At 37.3% G+C, this 19584-nt stretch carries 15 protein-coding genes and 2 pseudogenes; 7 read left to right on the top strand and 10 right to left on the bottom strand.

The features are described 5' to 3' along the window. Positions 1-376 precede the first annotated feature (376 nt). Together F6K22_RS43005 and F6K22_RS02805 are read left to right on the top strand one after the other, a co-directional pair. Positions 377-1507: pseudogene (locus F6K22_RS43005) on the top strand (RNA-guided endonuclease InsQ/TnpB family protein). Positions 1508-1844: 337 nt separating this feature from the next. Then, entirely contained in the window at positions 1845-4571 is a 2727-nt protein-coding gene (locus F6K22_RS02805) for a bifunctional acetate--CoA ligase family protein/GNAT family N-acetyltransferase (protein WP_293092999.1), read from the top strand. Positions 4572-5179: 608 nt separating this feature from the next. Here F6K22_RS02805 and F6K22_RS02800 read toward each other — a convergent pair. After that, a pseudogene (locus F6K22_RS02800) lies at positions 5180-6209 on the bottom strand (IS701 family transposase). A 751-nt stretch (positions 6210-6960) separates the two neighbouring features. On the opposite strand from F6K22_RS02800, the gene F6K22_RS02795 reads away from it, so the two are divergent. Next, positions 6961-9513, top strand: a complete 2553-nt coding sequence (locus F6K22_RS02795) for a glycogen/starch/alpha-glucan phosphorylase (protein ID WP_293092997.1) — start codon at positions 6961-6963, stop codon at positions 9511-9513. Between the two features lie 241 nt (positions 9514-9754). On the opposite strand, the gene F6K22_RS02790 is transcribed toward F6K22_RS02795, so the two are convergent. The 5 genes from F6K22_RS02790 to F6K22_RS02770 form a co-directional block, all read right to left on the bottom strand. Beyond that, complete coding sequence (locus tag F6K22_RS02790) at positions 9755-10120, bottom strand: DUF4114 domain-containing protein (RefSeq protein ID WP_293092995.1); 366 nt, start codon at positions 10118-10120, stop codon at positions 9755-9757. A 21-nt stretch (positions 10121-10141) separates the two neighbouring features. Beyond that, positions 10142-10606, bottom strand: a complete 465-nt coding sequence (locus F6K22_RS02785) for a hypothetical protein (RefSeq protein ID WP_293092993.1) — start codon at positions 10604-10606, stop codon at positions 10142-10144. A gap of 60 nt (positions 10607-10666) precedes the next feature. Further along, positions 10667-11164: a PEP-CTERM sorting domain-containing protein gene (locus tag F6K22_RS02780; RefSeq protein ID WP_293092992.1), complete on the bottom strand. Its 498-nt coding sequence runs from the start codon at positions 11162-11164 to the stop codon at positions 10667-10669. Between the two features lie 112 nt (positions 11165-11276). Continuing rightward, on the bottom strand, positions 11277-11693 hold the full coding sequence (locus tag F6K22_RS02775) for a hypothetical protein (protein ID WP_293092991.1): 417 nt from the start codon (positions 11691-11693) through the stop codon (positions 11277-11279). A 295-nt stretch (positions 11694-11988) separates the two neighbouring features. Further along, positions 11989-12933, bottom strand: a complete 945-nt coding sequence (locus tag F6K22_RS02770) for an XDD3 family exosortase-dependent surface protein (protein ID WP_293092990.1) — start codon at positions 12931-12933, stop codon at positions 11989-11991. 324 nt (positions 12934-13257) lie between these two features. Here F6K22_RS02770 and F6K22_RS02765 point away from each other — a divergent pair, with 324 nt between their 5' ends. The 4 genes from F6K22_RS02765 to F6K22_RS02750 all read left to right on the top strand — a co-directional run bounded on the left by F6K22_RS02765 (position 13258) and on the right by F6K22_RS02750 (position 15586). Further along, positions 13258-13452, top strand: a complete 195-nt coding sequence (locus tag F6K22_RS02765; RefSeq protein WP_293092989.1) for a helix-turn-helix domain-containing protein — start codon at positions 13258-13260, stop codon at positions 13450-13452. Between the two features lie 155 nt (positions 13453-13607). After that, positions 13608-13979, top strand: coding sequence for a helix-turn-helix domain-containing protein (locus tag F6K22_RS02760; RefSeq protein ID WP_293092988.1), 372 nt, complete (start codon positions 13608-13610; stop codon positions 13977-13979). A gap of 395 nt (positions 13980-14374) precedes the next feature. Further along, on the top strand, positions 14375-14563 hold the full coding sequence (locus tag F6K22_RS02755; RefSeq protein ID WP_293092987.1) for a hypothetical protein: 189 nt from the start codon (positions 14375-14377) through the stop codon (positions 14561-14563). A 93-nt stretch (positions 14564-14656) separates the two neighbouring features. Next, positions 14657-15586: a tetratricopeptide repeat protein gene (locus F6K22_RS02750; RefSeq protein ID WP_293092986.1), complete on the top strand. Its 930-nt coding sequence runs from the start codon at positions 14657-14659 to the stop codon at positions 15584-15586. A gap of 298 nt (positions 15587-15884) precedes the next feature. Here F6K22_RS02750 and F6K22_RS02745 read toward each other — a convergent pair whose 3' ends face one another. The 4 genes from F6K22_RS02745 to F6K22_RS02730 form a co-directional block, all read right to left on the bottom strand. Further along, on the bottom strand, positions 15885-16571 hold the full coding sequence (locus F6K22_RS02745) for an MFS transporter (RefSeq protein WP_293092985.1): 687 nt from the start codon (positions 16569-16571) through the stop codon (positions 15885-15887). A 297-nt stretch (positions 16572-16868) separates the two neighbouring features. Then, complete coding sequence (locus tag F6K22_RS02740) at positions 16869-17372, bottom strand: MFS transporter (protein ID WP_293093034.1); 504 nt, start codon at positions 17370-17372, stop codon at positions 16869-16871. Between the two features lie 198 nt (positions 17373-17570). Then, positions 17571-18368 (bottom strand): creatininase family protein, encoded by a 798-nt coding sequence (locus tag F6K22_RS02735; protein ID WP_293092984.1) that lies wholly within the window; start codon positions 18366-18368, stop codon positions 17571-17573. 359 nt (positions 18369-18727) lie between these two features. Next, on the bottom strand, positions 18728-19258 hold the full coding sequence (locus F6K22_RS02730) for a DNA-binding protein (RefSeq protein ID WP_293092983.1): 531 nt from the start codon (positions 19256-19258) through the stop codon (positions 18728-18730). Positions 19259-19584: the final 326 nt, after the last annotated feature.

Below are 19584 nucleotides of genomic sequence, written 5' to 3'. Positions count from 1 at the left end.
TATTTTTTAAGATTTTACATCTATATGAATTTGACTTTTTAGATGAGATTTGATAATCTGTATTCGAGAAAAAATATATTTTTCTGCATAATAAAGTTAAGAATAATTTTCATATTAATTTAAAGATGTTTGTGAATTGAATCCCCTTACAAGTACAGAACTTGTAAGGGATATCGGGCAACTCATATTTTCGATTAAACTTGAAGAGAAGGTGATGAAAAAACAAATAACAATCAACTTCAAAAGAGAGGATTGACTTAATCAGAGAATAAGGATATAATGCATCAAAAAGCATACTTTTAGACAGGCTGCACTCACCCATATATGAAATCCATGATTAACAAAGCTGAAACTTAATAATAAACAGAAAACTCTAATGGCTCAACACGCTGGCTATTCACGCTGGTGTTATAACTGGGGTTTAAGTTTATGGAATGCTGCATATATTGATGGTTACAAGCCTAATGTTTCCTTCGGAATGCTGCGCAAACGTAAACTCAAAGAAGTGTTTACCAATCACACTAAACCACTTTATTCTTGGATGAAAAACCTGTCATCTAAAGTTTATCAATATGCTTTCATCAACTTGGGTGAAGCGTTTAAAAGATTCTTTAAAGTGTTGGGTAAATATACAAGATTTAAGAAGAAAGGCAGGTGTGATTCTTTCACAATTGATAATTGTGGAAAGCCCATATAATTAAACGGATGGAATCATAAATTACCTTTTCAAGGCAATTGTCAAAACTTATGAACAAGAGTGAGGCAACAGCTCAGAGAATAACTATTAGTAGGCAAGCAGGAGATTGGTATCTTAGCTGTAGTTTTGAATTTCATCCTCAGATAACACCCAAAAAAACTGATGTGATAGGTGTAGATTTGGGAGTGAAAACCCTAGCTACTTTAAGTGATGGGAAAGTGTTTCCTAGTATAAAACCATATAGAAAAGCCGAGAAAAAACTGACCTTACTGCAACGTCAAGTTAGTAGAAAAGTCAAGTATTCAAATAATTGGTACAAAACTGTAATCAAGTTAACCAGGCAACACAGACGGGTAACTAATATGCGTAAAGACGCACTTCATAAATTGACAACATACGTAAGCCAAGAACCACGGCAGTGTTGTCATAGAAGATTTGAACATCAGTGGAATGTTAGCTAACCACAAGCTAGCTAAATCAATTAGCAGACAGTGCTTTTATGAGTTTAGACGACAGCTAGAATATAAGTGCCAATGGTACGGTCAGCAACTCGTAGTAGTAGATAGATTTTTCCCATCGTCAAAGACTTGCAGTAGGTGCGCTCATGTTCAAGATATGCCCTTAAGCCTTAGAACTTATGATTGCTCTGAATGTGGCTTATCTATAGATCTGGACTTGAATGCAAGTATTAATTTAAAAAAGCGAGTGCGTAATTCTGATGTCTCCATTTCCTGGGGAAACGCTCTGCGAACAGAATGCAAGACGCACTCAAGGGATGCGGTCGGCTTGACCGTTGATGCCTGTGGATGAGTAACCGCCGACGGTCTCAGTAGAAGGCTGTCAGACCCCGCGTCGGCGTAAGGCGCAAGCGGTGCGACCCCGCGCCGCCGACAGGCGCAAGGGAACGCACACCAAGAGAGGGAATGCTGACCAAGAGAGGGAACGCGCACTCCTGTGAGGGAATGCTGACCAAGAGACAGGAAGTAAACATTAAAATGTCACTTATTATGGGGTGCGGCCCCGCGTCGGCGTAAGGCGCAAGCGGTCAGACCCCGCGCCGCCGACAGGCGCAAGGGAATGCTGACCAAGAGAGGGAACGCGCACCAAGAGAGACGTTTTATATCGGTTTTATGAAGCAGAACTAAAGATGATACAAACAACAGATCCAACTTATGATATTCTGAGGGCACAACGACAACCCCTAACCTCAATATTTGCCCCAGAAAGTGTGGCCGTAATTGGTGCTACCGATAGAGTCGGCAGTGTGGGTCGCACAATCCTCTGGAATCTTATCAGCAGTCCTTTTGGGGGGACGATTTTTCCAGTTAATCCCAAGCGCCATAATGTGCTAGGAATTCCAGCATACCCAAATATCAAAGCCATACCAGAACCAATTGACTTAGCAATTATCGCTATTCCTGCTCCCATGGTTCCTGATGCTGTACGTGACTGTGTGGAAGTCGGAGTCAAGGGTGCAATAATTATCTCCGCAGGATTCAAAGAAATTGGACCAGAAGGCATAGAATTAGAACGACAAATTATGGCAACAGCCAAGGGCAAAATGCGACTGATTGGCCCAAACTGTTTAGGACTAATGAACCCCCATAGTGGACTAAACGCCACCTTTGCTAGCACTATGGCAAACCCAGGCAACCTTGGTTTCATTAGTCAGAGTGGAGCATTTTGTACAGCCGTTCTCGACTGGAGTTTCCCAGAAAACGTAGGCTTCAGTGCATTCATTTCCATAGGCTCAATGCTAGATTTAGATTGGGGCGACCTCATCTACTATCTTGGTGACGACCCCCACACCAAAAGTATTGTCATCTATATGGAATCTATTGGCAATGCGCAGTCATTCCTGTCTGCTGCTCGTGAAGTAGCATTGACCAAGCCAATAATAGTGATTAAAGCTGGTCAAACTGAAGCTGCTGCCAAAGCTGCTGCTTCACATACAGGATCGCTCACAGGTAGTGATGAAGTGCTAAATGCTGCCTTTCGTCGGTGTGGGGTACTGCGGGTGAATCGCATCTCTGAACTATTTAATATGGCAGAAGTGATGGCAAAACAGCCACGGCTGCCGAAAGGACCGAGACTGACAATTATTACTAATGCTGGAGGACCAGGAGTGTTGGCGACCGATGCTCTGATTGCTACTGGTGGAGAACTTGCACCTCTGGCAGAAGAAACAATTGCTCAACTGAATGAATTTCTCCCCACCCACTGGAGTCATGCTAACCCCATTGATATTCTTGGTGATGCTGACCCAGAGCGCTACCGCAAAACTTTAGAAGTAGCAGTTAAAGATCCGAACACGGACGGTTTGCTGGTAATTTTGACTCCTCAAGCAATGACTGACCCCACTCAAACAGCTGAACAGTTGAAGCATTATGCTCAGACTGCTAAAAAACCAGTATTAGCAAGTTGGATGGGAGGGGATGAGGTAACTACAGGTGAAACTATTCTCAATCGTGCTAGTATCTCTACCTATCGTTATCCAGATTCTGCTGCCAAGCTCTTTAATTTTATGTGGCAGTACAGTTATAATTTGCAGGGTATTTATGAAACTCCATTGCTAGCACAAGAACAAGAAAGCGGTCCAAACTGTTCTATAGTCGAGCAAATTATCAAAACTGCTCAGGATGCAGGCAGAAATATTCTCACAGAGTCAGAATCAAAACAAATTTTAGCTGCTTATGGTATTCCTATTGTGCAGACTTTGGTTGCCAAAACTGAAGCAGAAGCAGTGGAACGTGCTAATATAATTGGTTATCCAGTGGTGCTGAAACTGTTGTCTGAGACAATCACCCATAAAACTGATGTGGATGGTGTGCAGTTAAATCTTAAAGATGCAGAAGCAGTGAAATGGGCGTATCAAAATATTCAAACATCTGTAACTGAGAAAGTGGGGTCTGAGCATTTCCTAGGGGTGACGGTGCAACCAATGTTAAGCTTAGATCGTGGCTATGAGTTGATTATTGGTAGTAGTGTTGACCCGCAGTTTGGTCCGGTATTAGTGTTTGGTACAGGTGGGCAGTTAGTAGAGGTGTTTAGAGACCGGGCGATCGCTCTGCCACCTTTGAATACAACTCTAGCTCGCCGGATGATGGAACAGACAAAAATTTATCAAGCTCTCAAAGGAGTAAGGGGAAGGAAAGCTGTAGATTTGGCAGCGCTGGAAAAGCTATTAGTGAAATTTAGTCAGTTGGTGGTAGAGGAACCTTGGATTAAGGAAATTGATATTAATCCTCTGTTAGCTTCTTCGGAAAGGTTGATTGCTTTGGATGCAAGGATAGTTCTCCATGACAAGAGTGTGGGTGTAGAGAAACTGCCATCATCAGCTATTCGTCCGTATCCTACTAAATATGTCAAACCTTGGCAAATGAGAAATGGCGATCTGGTGACTATTCGCCCTATTCGCCCAGAGGACGAACCGTTGATTGTTCAGTTCCACAAAACGTTGTCAGAGGAAAGTGTGTATTTGCGTTATTTTAACTTTCTGAAGTTGAGTCGGCGCATTGCTCACGAACGGTTAACTAGGATTTGCTTTATTGATTACCATCGGGAAATGGCATTGGTAGCGGATTATAAAAATCCAGAAACGGGAAGCCATGAAATTTTAGGAGTGGGTCGCTTGAGTAAGTCACATGGGGTAAATGAGGCAGAATTTGCGATGTTGGTGAGCGATCGCTATCAACGTCAGGGGTTGGGTACTGAGTTGCTGTTACGATTGGTGCAGGTGGGTCAAGATGAGAAGTTAGAGGGAATTGTTGCTACAATTTTAGCTGAGAATACACCTATGCAGCGAGTCTGTGAGAAGGTTGGTTTTCAGTTGCAACGTAGTGCTGATGTAGTAGAGGCAAAAATAGATTTGTAGTTCTCAATATTTTGGTATTTATCAAAAGTTATTATACCGTTCTGAGAAACTTATGATTTTCTATATAAATCTATGATTTTCGTGCTTATAATCTGTTCCATTCTTGCTTTTACCTGGCAACGTCGGCGTTTCCAGTCCACAAGCTGACACGGACGTTTGCTGTTGCTTCGCAAAACTGGCGTAATACCATTTTTAAAAAAGAATGTTACGAATAGTAAGGACGATAAAAAGATTTGACAGCAAATGCCCGTTCTACTAAACTTACCCAAACTTACCAATGAGGGTTTTGGAGTTAGCCCTAAACCAGATATGTCAGTATTCTAGCTCGGCTTCAGAACTTAACATTAAGACTTTCACTTTATTACCCTGCTCTGTGTAATGGCTGATGGTAGCTGGAATAAGCGATAAAAAAACTTTCTCCTCCTAATATATTCAGGACTTACGCAGTACTGCTATATATAGTGTATAACTTGGTCGTTATTTCTGATACGACCAATATATATAGCGTATGTTAAATAGAGCGATATAGCTACCGCACTTGCTCCGCCAACGCTAAAAAATCATAGCCATCCCCCAGCTTTTGTTGATTATAAACAATCCATAAAAACTTAAACAACTGTCATTTTAATTGTCGGATATTTGAGTTCAGAGACTAGATATTTAGATGACAATTGATGTTTTAGTTGAGCAATAGTTTTTCCCAAATTATTTGCAATTTTTTTCAAATGATTCCAGACCAACATAGCACAAGCAATGTGATTTTTTTGAATTTTTGCCCGACGACATTGGCAAAATTCAAGTCCTGTTAACTGTTTAATTTCTCTGTGGAATTCCTCAATTTTCCACCTAGGCGCGAATCTCAAACTCAACATCATCTGTACTTTGATAACTAAGGTCATTAGTAATAATATATTCTGCTGAAGTTTGTGGAAACAGTAGCCCAGAATAATTTGACTTTTTTATCTCACTGGAATTCCTTTTATTTTAATAATCTTTCCTGATGTTAATTCCCACTCATTCCATTTTAATTATTCCAGTTTTTGATACTTTTTTACACCCCCACTATAGTCTACTAAACGATTGCTTTTTCAGGGGCAATAGCAAATTTTACCTAAATTATCTATTAAAGCCATTAGTCTTTGGGTTGGATACCACCTATCCATTAATACTGTTTTTACTGGTATTTTATGATTTTCCACCACATCAACCATCATTTATTCTACATGATTTATTTTACTCTTTTCATCACTTTCTGGATTATAAATACGATAATCTATTATCCAGAATTGCTCTATTTTAGGATTAAAATATAAGCAATTAACTATTCCTATCCCACTCACTCCCCCATGTTCATTACCACTTTACTGACGCCGGACAAGTGCCTATGCGCAGAGGAGCTTCGCTATCAATTTTATGGGAATATTTTTTATTAATAACTGTATGATCAATGCAGCAAATAACAATCTTCAGAAGTGACAATTTCTTTCCTGACATTTTGCCACAAAATTTCTGAACCGTGTTTCAACATTTTTGTATGGGACGATTAATTTGATCGTGGCTAATTTTTTCCAGATGATCGGCAAGATTTGTTAGAGTATAATTTTTCTGACTACTTATTAAATACTGACAATATTTGATCTAATTAAAGTCCATCTTAAAGGTATTACAAGTAATTTATATAATATTAATCAAGCATACCAAATAATTTGGGGTCAAGCAAATTTTTAAGGTTTTTGTATTTTGCTGTTCAAGGGTTGGCGGAGCAAGTGCGGCAGCTATATCGCTAAATAGATAAATATTTAAGGGTCAACACTATATATAGTGTCTTTGCGTAAGTCCTGATATTCTTATATATTCTTTATTTCCACCACTTCTTTCTCCTGACTCCTACCTAATTATTTATAAATTTTAATCCGGATATGAGATAATATCCCAGCTCATCCTTTCCTACAAATATCAAATTAACTGGGTTAATCCTGTTACTATTTTTGACGCTCAACAGAGTGTTAACATGAAACCATATGCTACTAAATAATAAGTCTATAAACTATAGATTAGTATCAAAGAATACATGATTGGAAAAGTATATATTTATTTTCTTTGATTTATCTAATATTTTATCTTTTCTTTGGGATTGGGGAAAATTCAAAACTTGTTAATAAATTCAATTCGATAATTAATCAATTATCTAGGAAAATATTATTACATTATACTAAAATATTCCTGGTTAAGTCTTGAAATAAATTAATATAACTAAACTTAATCTCTATAAGTATTTGTTACCAAATGTGAGCAAATATGGAACTGACTACTACTAAGTCTCAAAAACCCTTTTCAATCCGGTTTGAGCGTTGTCAATAAACAGTTAAGATTAGCAAATTCGCAAATTATGCAAGAAGTACACCAAGAACAGACTTACACAGAAAAAGTAAAAATTCAAGTAGAGGACGATCGCACAGGTACCAGTCTTGATACCATCAAACGAGCGATTGCCGATAACTTATATTATATACAGGGGAAAGACCTAGAGTTTGCCACCCCCTATGACTATTACATGGCGTTGGCCTATACAGTGCGCGATCGCTTGCTGCACCGTTACCTAAAAACTACTAAAACCTACTCCAACCAAAACGTCAAAACAGTATATTATCTCTCAGCAGAATTTCTTATGGGTCGTCAACTAGCCAAAAACCTAGTTAACGTTGGCTGTTGGGAAGTAGCGCGTCAAGCCTTAGAAGAATCTTGTCTTGAACTGCATGACTTGATAGAAAAAGAACCCGAACCTGGTTTAGGCAATGGTGGTTTAGGTCGCCTCGCTGCCTGTTTCCTTGACTCCCTTGCTACCCTAGAGATTCCGGCAATGGGCTACGGTATTCGTTATGAATTTGGCATTTTCAAACAACAAATTCATAACGGCTTTCAAATCGAGCAACCAGACAAATGGTTAAGTTTTGGCAACCCTTGGGAAATACCCCGCTATGAAGACCAAGTAGAAATTAAACTGGGCGGTTACACTGAAGCTTATACAGACAAAGAAGGTAACTACCGTGTTAGGTGGATACCTGCACGCACAGTGATTGGAATGCCTTATGATACTCTAGTACCAGGGTACAATACCAACACAGTTAATACCCTACGCCTCTGGAGTGCCAAAGCTAGTAATGAATTTGACTTGCAAATTTTCGACTCTGGGGACTACAACCGAGCCGTTGAAGATAAAACTGTCTCTGAAAATATTTCTAAAGTTCTCTATCCGAATGACAACATCTTCCAAGGAAAAATGTTGCGGTTACAGCAGCAATATTTCTTTGTTAGCTGTTCTCTACAAGACATCATCCGTACTCACTTATCACGGAATCCAAATTTAGATAACTTCCACGAAAAAGCAGCCATTCAATTGAATGATACCCACCCCTCCATTGGCGTTGCAGAATTAATGCGACTGTTGATAGACGAACATAATATTGAATGGGAAAAAGCTTGGAATATTACCCAAAATACTTTTGGCTACACTAACCATACTCTGTTAGCAGAAGCTCTAGAGCGTTGGCCAGTTAGTATGTTCGCTACTCTACTGCCACGACATCTCGAAATTATCTATGAAATTAATTTCCATTTCCTAGAGAAAGTTAAGAAACGTTATCCAGGGGATGATATGCGTTTAGCACGGATGTCACTAATAGAAGAATTTCCTGAAAAGCGGGTACGGATGGCTCATTTGGCTTGCGCTGGCGCTCATGCTATTAATGGTGTGGCAGCATTACATACTCAACTTTTGAAAACAGATGTTTTGAGAGATTTCTACGAACTTTGGCCGGAGAAATTTACGAATAAAACTAATGGCATTACTCCCCGTCGTTGGTTGTTAATTAGTAACCCCAAGTTGGCATTACTAATTACAGATAAAATTGGCAAAAATTGGATTAAGAATTTAGAGGAAATTCAACAGCTTGATCGGTTTATTGATGACCCAGAATTTCGCCATAATTGGAGTCAGATTAAGTATGAGAATAAACAAGATTTGGCTGCTTATATTGAGGGAAAAACAGGGGTTGTAGTTAATCCTAATTCTTTGTTCGATATTCAGGTAAAAAGACTCCATGAATACAAGCGTCAATTGTTGAGTGTGCTGCACATTATTACTCTTTATAATCGGATTAAAGACAATCCAGATACGGATATTTTGCACCGCACTTTCATTTTTGGGGCGAAGGCAGCACCAGGTTACTATATGGCAAAGTTAATTATTAAATTGATTAATGCTGTAGGGGAAATAGTAAATAATGACCCAGATGTGCGCGATCGACTCAAGGTGGTTTTTGTGCCTAATTTCTCGGTATCTATTGGTCAGCGAATTTATCCTGCGGCAGACCTTTCTGAACAAATTTCTACTGCTGGAAAGGAAGCTTCTGGTACTGGGAATATGAAATTTTCCCTCAATGGTGCTTTAACTATTGGTACTCTTGATGGAGCAAATATTGAGATTCGGGAAGCTGTGGGTGCGGAGAATTTCTTCTTATTTGGATTGACCGTTGAAGAAGTTAAAGCATTAAAATATGAAGGATATAATCCTGAGCAATACTATACTTATAACAAAGAATTACGGCAGGTAATTGACCGTATTGCTTCTGGTTATTTTTCACCAGGTAAGCCAAATTTATTTCAGCCACTTGTAGCATCTTTACTAGGAAAAGATGAATATATGTTGTTGGCTGATTATCAATCTTATATTGATTGTCAGGAACGGGTAAATGAAGCTTATCGAGACCCCGAACATTGGACTCGGATGTGTATTATTAATTCGATTAATATGGGTAGGTTTTCTGCTGACCGTACTATCTCGGAATATTGTCAGGAAATCTGGAATGTTGAGCCTGTAAAAATTGACATGGAAGCATATAGTCAGGAAACAGCAGGTTTACAACGTTATTGTCAGATTTAATTGAAAGGCAACAGTTGTAGGGTGGGCAAATAGGAGGGCTGTTTCATTCTGCCAAAAAGCAGAGTGTGGGAAGTGTGGGAGGTTTGTGGAGTAAGAAACTCCCCAAAAGTTGATTCAACACTTCCCCCTGTTTCGGCAGTTCCCCCTCTCTAGTGATGCTTAAAAAAAATAAAGCCAGAAAATAGGCTCAAATTATAGATAGACAGAGGTTGAAAAAAACAAAATTTGGCACAGCAAAGTCTTATGAACGGCGTGTTTTAAGTCGAGAATAAAGTCCCATGATAGCTAAAACTAAGAATCCAAGAGTAGAAGCAGGTTCTGGAGTAGAAGCAGGCTTTTCTTTAAGCAGAGGTAAATCTAATACAAATACCACATCATTAAAATCGCGGTCTGAGTTTTGATTGGGTGGGTCAGTTGCCCCAAGAGGACCATACAAATCTTCAAATCCTAAGACAACATAATTTTCATATTCCCAAGCAACTAGATGTTCAAGACCATCAGGATTTAATGCCGGATCGGCACCATAAGGATACAGCGGATCGGGATTATTAAACCCATTAGCAAGTAACCAAAAATCCAACTTTGTTCCAGCAGTAAAGCTGCCCAATTCTACATAATCACCAATATTTCAAACCCCATCTTCACTGGGTAATTGACAATCAGCATTGCTGATGTGACAAGAAATATTATCAAAAGCCAATGATTCCTGAGAATTGACTCCATTTGTTGCGGTAAATCCTAACTGATTTTTGGCTGCAGCTCCCTCATTAATAAAATACAAGCGAACATCATAATCTTCTGCTAAAATTAGCTTTGTCGGGTCTAACTGCAAAAGCTCTGGATTCTCTATAGGTAAGCGCTCCTCTTGAACAAATAATTCCTGAAATTCATCAAGAATTTCAATAATATCTGTTGTGTCACTTTCAATCGGTTTAATTTCTTGGGCAGCTACAGGAACGATCGCCGATAATCCAATGACGAGATTAGTTGCGATCGCCAGAGGAAGGTTGATTTTGTAGTTCGTAGCTGCACCAAGAAAGAATGCTAAATTAGTTTGCTTTTTCAAAAATGACAAAGCACCCGGAAAATTCATAGCTTTTCTCCTATTTTTGAGTTGTGAATATTACTTTCAGAAACTTACAACTAGAAAAATTTAGTATGAACGGCGTGTTTTAAGTCGAGAATAAAGTCCTATGATACCTAAAACTAACAATCCAAGAGTAGAAGCAGGTTCTGGAACATCATTAGGCTCTTGTGTGTAATAGATATCACCAATTCCAATTCCATGACTACTTGGGTCGATACTGCTTTCGATATCGTCACCATCAGTGAATATCAAATGAAAACCAGAAATTGAACTGCTAAAAGAAACCAATACATTACTGGTATCTACATCATTGCTAGAATTTTTGATACCATCCAACGTGTAATTATCAACTTGTTCCACATAGTCGGTATTTTCAATGGTAAATTCTGGAGCAATTTCGCCATTACTACTAAATCCGATTATAGATACGCGGTCTTGCCACACAGAACCGATGTCGATGTCATAGAGCATAAAGGAAACATCAGAAAACAGGCGATCGCTCTCGGAAAAATTCACATTCATTGTAGCACTATATAATGCAGGATTGTCTGCAAAAGCTCCCACTTGAGAAGCATCTAGCTGAAGGTTTCAACAATTAATAATTAATAATTAATAATTAATAATTTACCTCTCCTTGAAAACGGATAGGATTGACTCAAAAGAAAATTTTTATTTATTATCCCCTTAAAAGGAGAGGCTTTAAACCACATTTTTTTGGTAAAGATTGATCGATATTTTCGCCAGAATCAGGATTACTCCCATTCAAAATTCCACTCACACTCGGCGTCATCGCCCCGCCAAAATTAACAAGTTGAGCCTCACTACCCAATGTAAAATCAATTTTAATGGTATTGTTACTTGACTGTAATTCTTGATTGAGAACAGTATCTTGCCAGCCAATTGTATCCCAATTAACAAGGGTTGCAGCTAGAGAAGGGTTAACTTGGATTACTGAGAAACTACCAGCAATAAAAGGGAGAAAAATCCTTACCAACTTTTTGCGGTTTAGTAAAGAAAAGATTGTAGTTACATCAAGAAACAATGGAAAATTAGCTTGCTTTTTCAAAACTGATAAAGCACCCGTAAAATTCATATCTTTTCTCCTATTTTTTGAGTTGTGAATATTACTTTTGGAAACTTACGACTAGAAAAATTGAGGCTGAAAATAACAAAATTATTTCTGACTGACTGAAGCCATAAAAACTGTATCTACCAAAAATTATATGTTGGGTTTATCCTGCGGATAAGCTACGAATATCGTTCCTCAACCCAACCTACTAGCTGTATCTCATTAATATGAGAAGCTCTGTATAATAAACCCGATTTATTCAAAAAAAACCGGGCTTTTGATAAGAATTGAATATTCAACTTTTACAGAGTAAAAACTATTAACAAACTTGACGCCGACGGCAAACTCCCAAGCCTAAACCTACCATTCCTAAGCCTAATAATACAGAAGGTTCGGGTGTACTTCCTATTCTATCTGCTTTCTTTTCATCTATAGACGATTCTTCCGGAATATAATCTAAGAAAGCCGTATCAATTATTCCTATTGTGACATCATTATTACATTCTGGATTAATATGATATACCCAATTAAAATGATTTTCAGGCAAGATAGAGCGATCGACACTAAGTGCTATTGTTTGGCTACCAACTGCTCCGAAATAACCAAAATCTAAACCTAAAGCACCAACATCAGACACGAAATTAATATCACCAATTTTCACACCTGAGTTGATAACATTTGGAACATGAGTACCTTTATTAAAATAAGGATCGGAAGCTGCTAAATCTCCATTACTAGGATTTCCTCCATTGTTAGTTACATAATTATTATAAGCTGCTAAATTATTAAATAATAAGCCATTTTCAGTAGCAATAGATTTAGCAGTTACGCTACCAAAAAAACCTAATCCAGATACACCTGAATCATTCTGACTAGCAAAGCGAATAGCCAATAGATTTCCACTACTATTTGCAGCATCAAAACTTGCACCAGTGGGATTAATAATTAAATCGCCATAGGTTGTATGTTTATCATCTGCAAACTGATTATATACACCCCCTAAAGACAAATTAGAATTAATAGCAAAGATTAATTCATTAGCAGTTGCTTTTACAGCCGTACTATATATTTCATAATCTGTACCACCAACATTATTATTCTGTATACTGTCATTAAAAGAATCTATGGAATAAGACCAACCATTGTGTAAAACTGAGGCTTGAGCGGGTAAAGAAAATACAGAGAACGGTGTCAAAGTTGCACTGAGAAATAATGCTAAGTTAGTTTGCTTTTTCAAACATGATAAAGCACTGGAAAAATTCATAGCTTTTCTCCTATTTTTTGAGTTGTGAATATTACTTTCGGAAACTTACGACTAGAAAAATTTAGGCTGAAAATGACAAAGTTATTTCTGACTGACTGAAGCCAGAAAAACTATATCTACCAAAAATTAACATCTAAGTTTCAGTAGTCTTGACTAATTAATTACAAACAAATAATAGCCTATCCAACAGTATTTTCCTAGTTGTATAAAGTTGCCAATTTAAAGTTTATAAAGGTTGCCAAAAGTTGCCAAAAGTTGGGTTATACTAAAAATGTATTATTGCTTGATGCCTCAAGCTAAAAATTAAATAAGAAGCTTTTATAAATGAAGACTGAAGAATTATTAGAATTTGCAGAATCAATAGTTACCCGCCAAACTGGCAAAGCTCAAACTGAATTGAAAATAAAAATATTTTGTGGTGTTTTACAAGGCAAAAGTTACAATCAAATTTCTCAATATTGCCCATGTGATTTACGCAATGCCAGAAATATTGGTAGTGAATGGTATAAGATTCTTTAGTATTTGTCTAGTTGGATAAAGTCGCCAATTTTAAAGTTGGTAAAGGTTGATAAAGGTTGCCAAAAGTTGCCAAAAGTTGCCAAAAGTTGGGTTATAGTAAAAAGGTATTATTGCTTAAGGCATCAAGCTAAAAATTAAATAAGAAGGTTTCATAAATGAAGACTGAAGAATTATTAGAATTTGCAGAGTCAATAGTTACCCGCCAAACTGGCAAAGCTAAGACTGAATTACAAATAAACATATTTCATGGTGTTTTACAAGGCAAAACTTACGAGCAAATTGCTCAAGATTGCCCCTGTAATTTAAGCACTGCCAAAAATGTTGGTAGTGAATGGTGTGAGATTCTTTCTAAGGCACTTGGAGAAATAGTTGGTAAAAGAAATGTTGTGCGAGTATTAGAGAAAAAATTACTTACTCAAAACTCCTCTATATCACCAACAAATACTCCCAGCAAATCTAATAAAAATCCAAGGGATAACGACCTAATAAAAACTCAATTTAGATCAGACATGGGAAAAAGCGAGTGATAACTTCTGGAGATGGTGCTATTGGCAAGATGATTTTTGCTCAACCCTAAATAACAGGGAACGGATACGTTTCTCAAGTACAATTTACTGCATCTAGATGAGAGATTTTATTTCAAAAAAAAGGTAATTAAAAAATCTGGGTAATATCAATTTACATATTCTTGAAGAAAGAGAAAATGTTGGGAGCGATTTAAGAGATTTTAGTAAGTTTTGTCTACCAGATATTTCTGGAAATCATCGGGCATTTGATTTGTTAGATCAGACATGGGAAAAAGCGAGTGATAACTTCTGGAGATGGTGCTATTGGCACTTCGGTTTTCGCTGAAGTTTATCAAGTTCAATGTAGTGCATCTAGATGAGAGATTTTATTTCAAAAAAAAGGTTAATTAAAAAGTATGGGTAATGTCAATTTACATATTCTTGAAGAAAGAGAAAATGTTGGGAGCGATTTAAGAGATTTTAGTAAATTTTGTCTACCAGATATTTCTGGAAATAATCGGGCATTTGAGTTGTTATATCAGACATGGAAAAAAGCGAGTTATGACTTCTGGAGATGGTGCTATTGGCAAGATTATTTTCCCTAAACCCTAAGTAAAAGGGAACGGATACGTTTATCAAGTTCAATGTAGTGCATCTAAATGAGAGATTTTATTAAAAAAAAAAGGTAATTAAAAAGTATGGGTAATGTCAATTTACATATTCTTGAAGAAAGAGAAAATGTTGGGAGCGATTTAAGAGATTTTAGTAAATTTTGTCTACCAGATATTTCTGGAAATCATCGGGCATTTGATTTGTTAGATCAGACATGGGAAAAAGCGAGTGATAACTTCTGGAGATGGTGCTATTGGCAAGATGATTTTCGTTGCGGACAAATAGTTTTATCTGCTGCTAAGACTATTAATAATACTGTAGTAGAAGCTCAGTTGTTAAGTGAATTAGGATGGCTTTATTTAGAATGGCAAAATTTCACAAAAGCCGAAGAATATTTCCATCGGGCATTACAAAATTATCAATTACTAAAAGAGCCAATCCAAGAGTCAAAATTATTCCGTTATTTAGGAGTATTATTTCATCGCCAAGATGATTTTAGTTCAGCTCTAAATTATTATCAAAAGTCTTTGCAGATAGTAGTTGATGAAAATTCCAAAAATCAAGCCGAAAAAAGTTATATTTTGCTCCAATCAGAAGCAGAACTGCGGAATGTCTTAGGTAGCTGTTATCTCAGTTTCAAAAACTTTGATGCAAGTTACCAAGAACTAAATTTATCATTAGCAAAATATCGGTCATTAAGAGATAGAAATAACTATTATCAAACAGCTCCTTTGCTTAACTTAGGAGACGGGCATTTTGCCAAACAAAGTTATTATTGCGCTCAACAATACTATCAAGAATGTCTGGAATTAAGTAGGGAAATTTCTCGTCCCGATATGGAGGCTGGTGCATTACTAAAACTTGCTGAATTAGCTAAAGCTCAAGCAAATAATCAACAAGCTTTGCAATTTGCTATTGAAGCAGAAAAAGTTGCTGGTACTGAAATAATTTCAGTCAGAGAAAAAGCAGCTCGTTTCAAAGAACAAATTATTTACAGCAATTTTCCTGCACGGTAGACTACAGTAGGGACGTTCCATAGAACGTCCCTACGGGGTTTTGGTTGTGACGATGTGGTTTATCAATCTGAAAAGCGCTGTAAGCATTCAGCTCTTAGCAGTCAACTATCAGCAAATAATGAATAATTCCTTCTAAGATTAAAGGAGCTTACTTTGGCAGTAACTTTTAATTCTATCTCAATTTCAAGGGTTGCTTTTACTTCTTCCTCTTATTAGTAGTTGATAGCTGAATACTTACCAAATTATTACTAATAAATTCAGAACCTCAGATAATATTTAAAAATTGAAATGATTATACTTATTGCTCGGAATTGAATCTCAATATTTCTAACTGCAATAAAGGTAGAAGCAACCAACAAAAAACACTAAATATAGTACAAAGAATAACCAGCCAAGAAAAACTCATTCCTTTATCCCATAACCACCCACCTAATATAATTCCTGGAGTACCAGCAAAATTCCAAACAGACATTAATAAAGCATAAGCAGTTCCTTCTGCATTTTTAGGACAACTACGAGCTGCTATTTCTAAAGCCCCTAGAGTAGCAATAACATCTGTAATACCGCAGAATATCCAAATTAATATGGCACTTTGTTCGTTGCTTATAAATATAAGAGCTATAGTATTTGTAACTTTAAGTGCCATACAAAAATTTAAAAGTATAGGTAAAGGAAACTTGGGAGCAAAAATTCCAAATAGGGTAGCTCCAATAGCAATTGATATAGATATTAAAGACCCTAAAATTCCTAAAAATTCAGCACTAAAATTTAGGATATCCCGTTGATAATAAAATAGACGGGGTTCTGGACGACAGCGAAAGCAAGTAATAAAAATAATTACTGTAATAAATTTCCATGATTTTATAGCTAACCACAAACTATTAATACTAATTTTCCAAGAATTTTTTTCTAATGGTACTTTGGGTTCAGAAAGTATTGTTAAAGCAGCTATTAAACCAGCTATAGGTACAAAAGCAGTAATCAAAAAAGCTATAGATAAATTGTAAACATTCAGCTATTAGCGGTCAGCTATCAACTTTTTAATAGACATCTCCAGAAAAGAGGGAGTAGGGAGTAGAGAATAGGGGGAAAGAATTGATAATTGCTGCGGGATAATTGATTTGATTTTTTATGATTGGAGATGTCTAATGAATAAAGCAAGCGTTCATTTAATTTCTACTACATTCTCAACCAGAGATTCGTACTCTGAAGCTTTGATAAAATTGCTTTTTTCTCCTTTAAAGGTAATAAAGCTGATAGCTGATAGCTGACTGCTGAATGCTTACGATAAATTAGCATTTTGGGCTACCCATCCACCCAAATAATACATTAATGCTCCACCCAAACCCCGTGCAGCCCATTGAGATGCTTGTAATACAGATACTTGCCCTCTCAATTTGCCTTCAACAACCATTAACTTATCAGTAAGAACATCTGAAAAAGAAATACAAACAGAAATAACTACTAAACCAATTAGCAGAATATAATTTTTATAGTTGAGAAATTTACTTAGATAAAAAAGTACGATCGCTGCCACACTATAGCAAACTATAAAATAACTTTTGAGGCGATAACCAAACAGAGTAAAACTATCAGCAATTAATCCCAAAACTGGTTTGAGAAACCAGGGGAAAGCAGCTAAACTTAAAAAGGCTGTTAACTCTGCTGCTTTGAAATTAAGATTTTCTTTGAGATATAGTTCTAGGGAGATACTAAAAATTCCTGGATTACTAACATAGGTTTGGATAAAGTAAAACATCGCCATTAAGAAAATTAGTTTTCTCATCACCTAAATTACCTAAGTTTTTCACACAGCGATAATGCTCCACACCACAGACACGATCGCTATCAAATTTAAACTCCTTGTCTTTTAAGGCGAAATGTTTTTAGAGGGTTGCTCGCGCATCCCCGTGATAAAAACAACTTCTGTACGTCGCCAAGGAGACGGCTCCCCTATCTGACTTTAATTTGACTTCTGACTTCCTTAACTTGGTTGCCGAAACTCATAAATATCCTTAATTACCTGCACCCAACCATCAGTAAAAGCCTCAAGTATCCGATCGCCTTTTTCCTTAGTCGCCACTTTTGCATCACCCAACACACCACTACGAGTCAACTCTCGCGTCAACCAAGCAAAAGGCAAATTTCCCTCCATACTCAACATACTATCTTCTGGCAAACCTCGAGGATATTCACACACCGCCTTATCCATCCTTACCACATCTGGCAACATGGATAGCATCATACTGGTTTCGACATCTCCAGCATGAATCCCTAATTCCATTTCCTTCTGGGTGAACAATTCCTCACAAGGATTAGGTACGCGCCAAGCTAAGAGCGGGAACAGTAAAAAATCCTCATATTTTTGGTGCAAGTCTCGCGCCACAATCTCAATAACTTGAGGTTGCCCACCGTGGGCGTTTAAAAATACTAATTTACGGAACCCAGAGCGATAGATACTTTCTGCTGTTTCTGTCAAAACAGCCATTAAAGTCTGGGCGGTGAGGGTAATAGTGCCTGGAAAATGCCAATGTTCGTTAGATTTGCCGTAATATTGGGTGGGCAAGGCGTAGGCGGGAGTATTCCGATCTAGTTTAGCGAGTGCTTTGCCAGTGACATAAGTAGCGATCGCTGAATCAACAATTAAGGGTAGATGGGGTCCGTGTTGTTCAATCGAACCTACTGGTTGAATAATTACTACATTTTCTTTATCTGGCATTGTCTCAATATCTTGCCAGGTGAGATAGGGAAAAAATCTTTCTGGTGGAATGAAATTGTGCATCTTAATTCCTAAGTTATTTATAATCTTCGTTGTTAAATTTGAATCTATTGGGGTACTAATTTTAGAAGCATGGTGTCCTGAGTAGCGAACAGGCAAGGGAATAGTGCCTAGGTTATGCTTCTAAACAACAAGGAAATTATCAAATCTTAATTTGTATAGACTGAAAAATTTAACACTTGCAGTAATTTCAGGAGACTATTTGACATTTGATAGTTTGCTAATTAAGCGGACATAATATTACTTCAGGTTAACGACTACTCTGTGAGATAAATAAAAAAACTCAGCAGAATATTAGCCTATCTGTTCATTTATGATAGGAATTCAGTAAGTGAGAAACACTTTTCTAATCTAGTTTTTGCTTAGGCTACTCTAATTAACTGTTCAACCTTTTGTTTGTCTGTTTTTCTGATTCTATCCTCAAATATTTCCCACATACTATTCACTCGCTCTACATTACCCTCAAAATCATACACTGTCACTGCTGCTAAGGTTTCAATCCAAAGGGTCGCTCCACAACTGTGAGGTTTTTCTGGTCGATAAACTATCCTACAAGGACCGTGAATCTCTGTTTCGTGACCTGTAGCTAAATTCTTAGAGCCTTGTTTGACAGAAAGTACCTTTTTTTTCGTATTTCGATTCTTGTGGTTATCTCTAAGATTATTTCGATTTACATTAAGAGTCTTTTTGCCACAATGCTGACGGAAACCCCAACGAGGTTTGGGGCCGCGCTTCTTACCTGAGATAATTGGCATTCCATCAAACAGAGGCATTACCCAAGTCTTACAATTGATTTTGTAAGCGCCGAGAATCCGACCTTCTTTAAGTAAGACTCGGACTCGTTGAGTAGAGATTCCTAATAGAGTTGCTGCTTCAGTTGTTCCTGCAAACATATTTTTTGAGATTTAAACAATAAATATAGTAGCATCAAACTTCTCAGAGAAGTCAAAGTAGTTCTGTAAAATTTCTTGGAAAAATCAAAATATAAAAATGAGTTATATTTTTCTATACGCAATAGTAAAGTATCAAACTCTCTTGGTGCTTACTTTTTGCTAGAAGAGCATAAATATCTTTCGTCAAACAAACTGATACTAAATGAGGTTTAGACAGAAGCTTTATTGTGAGCAACGATCTGCGTCCGCTGATCACGCTGCGGGACAAGGACGGCGAGGTCGTGACCCTGCCTAACAGCATGGAAGCACGCTACTTCATGTCCGTG

The organism is Okeania sp. SIO2F4 (assembly GCF_010672385.1).
Taxonomy (GTDB): domain Bacteria; phylum Cyanobacteriota; class Cyanobacteriia; order Cyanobacteriales; family Microcoleaceae; genus Trichodesmium.
The sequence above is the reverse complement of the archived record's forward strand: the minus strand, read 5'-3'. Positions and strand labels throughout refer to the sequence as shown.

Excerpts from the sequence above, each read along its gene's own strand:
- F6K22_RS02785 (WP_293092993.1), bottom strand. The coding sequence starts at position 10,606 with ATGAATTTTCCGGGTGCTTTGTCATTTTTGAAAAAGCAAACTAATTTA.
- F6K22_RS02770 (WP_293092990.1), bottom strand. The coding sequence starts at position 12,933 with ATGAATTTTTCCAGTGCTTTATCATGTTTGAAAAAGCAAACTAACTTA.
- F6K22_RS02760 (WP_293092988.1), top strand. The coding sequence starts at position 13,608 with ATGAAGACTGAAGAATTATTAGAATTTGCAGAGTCAATAGTTACCCGC.
- F6K22_RS02740 (WP_293093034.1), bottom strand. The coding sequence starts at position 17,372 with ATGAGAAAACTAATTTTCTTAATGGCGATGTTTTACTTTATCCAAACC.
- F6K22_RS02730 (WP_293092983.1), bottom strand. The coding sequence starts at position 19,258 with ATGTTTGCAGGAACAACTGAAGCAGCAACTCTATTAGGAATCTCTACT.
- F6K22_RS02765 (WP_293092989.1), top strand. The coding sequence starts at position 13,258 with ATGAAGACTGAAGAATTATTAGAATTTGCAGAATCAATAGTTACCCGC.
- F6K22_RS02735 (WP_293092984.1), bottom strand. The coding sequence starts at position 18,368 with ATGCACAATTTCATTCCACCAGAAAGATTTTTTCCCTATCTCACCTGG.
- F6K22_RS02750 (WP_293092986.1), top strand. The coding sequence starts at position 14,657 with ATGGGTAATGTCAATTTACATATTCTTGAAGAAAGAGAAAATGTTGGG.
- F6K22_RS02795 (WP_293092997.1), top strand. The coding sequence starts at position 6,961 with ATGCAAGAAGTACACCAAGAACAGACTTACACAGAAAAAGTAAAAATT.
- F6K22_RS02775 (WP_293092991.1), bottom strand. The coding sequence starts at position 11,693 with ATGAATTTTACGGGTGCTTTATCAGTTTTGAAAAAGCAAGCTAATTTT.
- F6K22_RS02805 (WP_293092999.1), top strand. The coding sequence starts at position 1,845 with ATGATACAAACAACAGATCCAACTTATGATATTCTGAGGGCACAACGA.
- F6K22_RS02755 (WP_293092987.1), top strand. The coding sequence starts at position 14,375 with ATGGGTAATGTCAATTTACATATTCTTGAAGAAAGAGAAAATGTTGGG.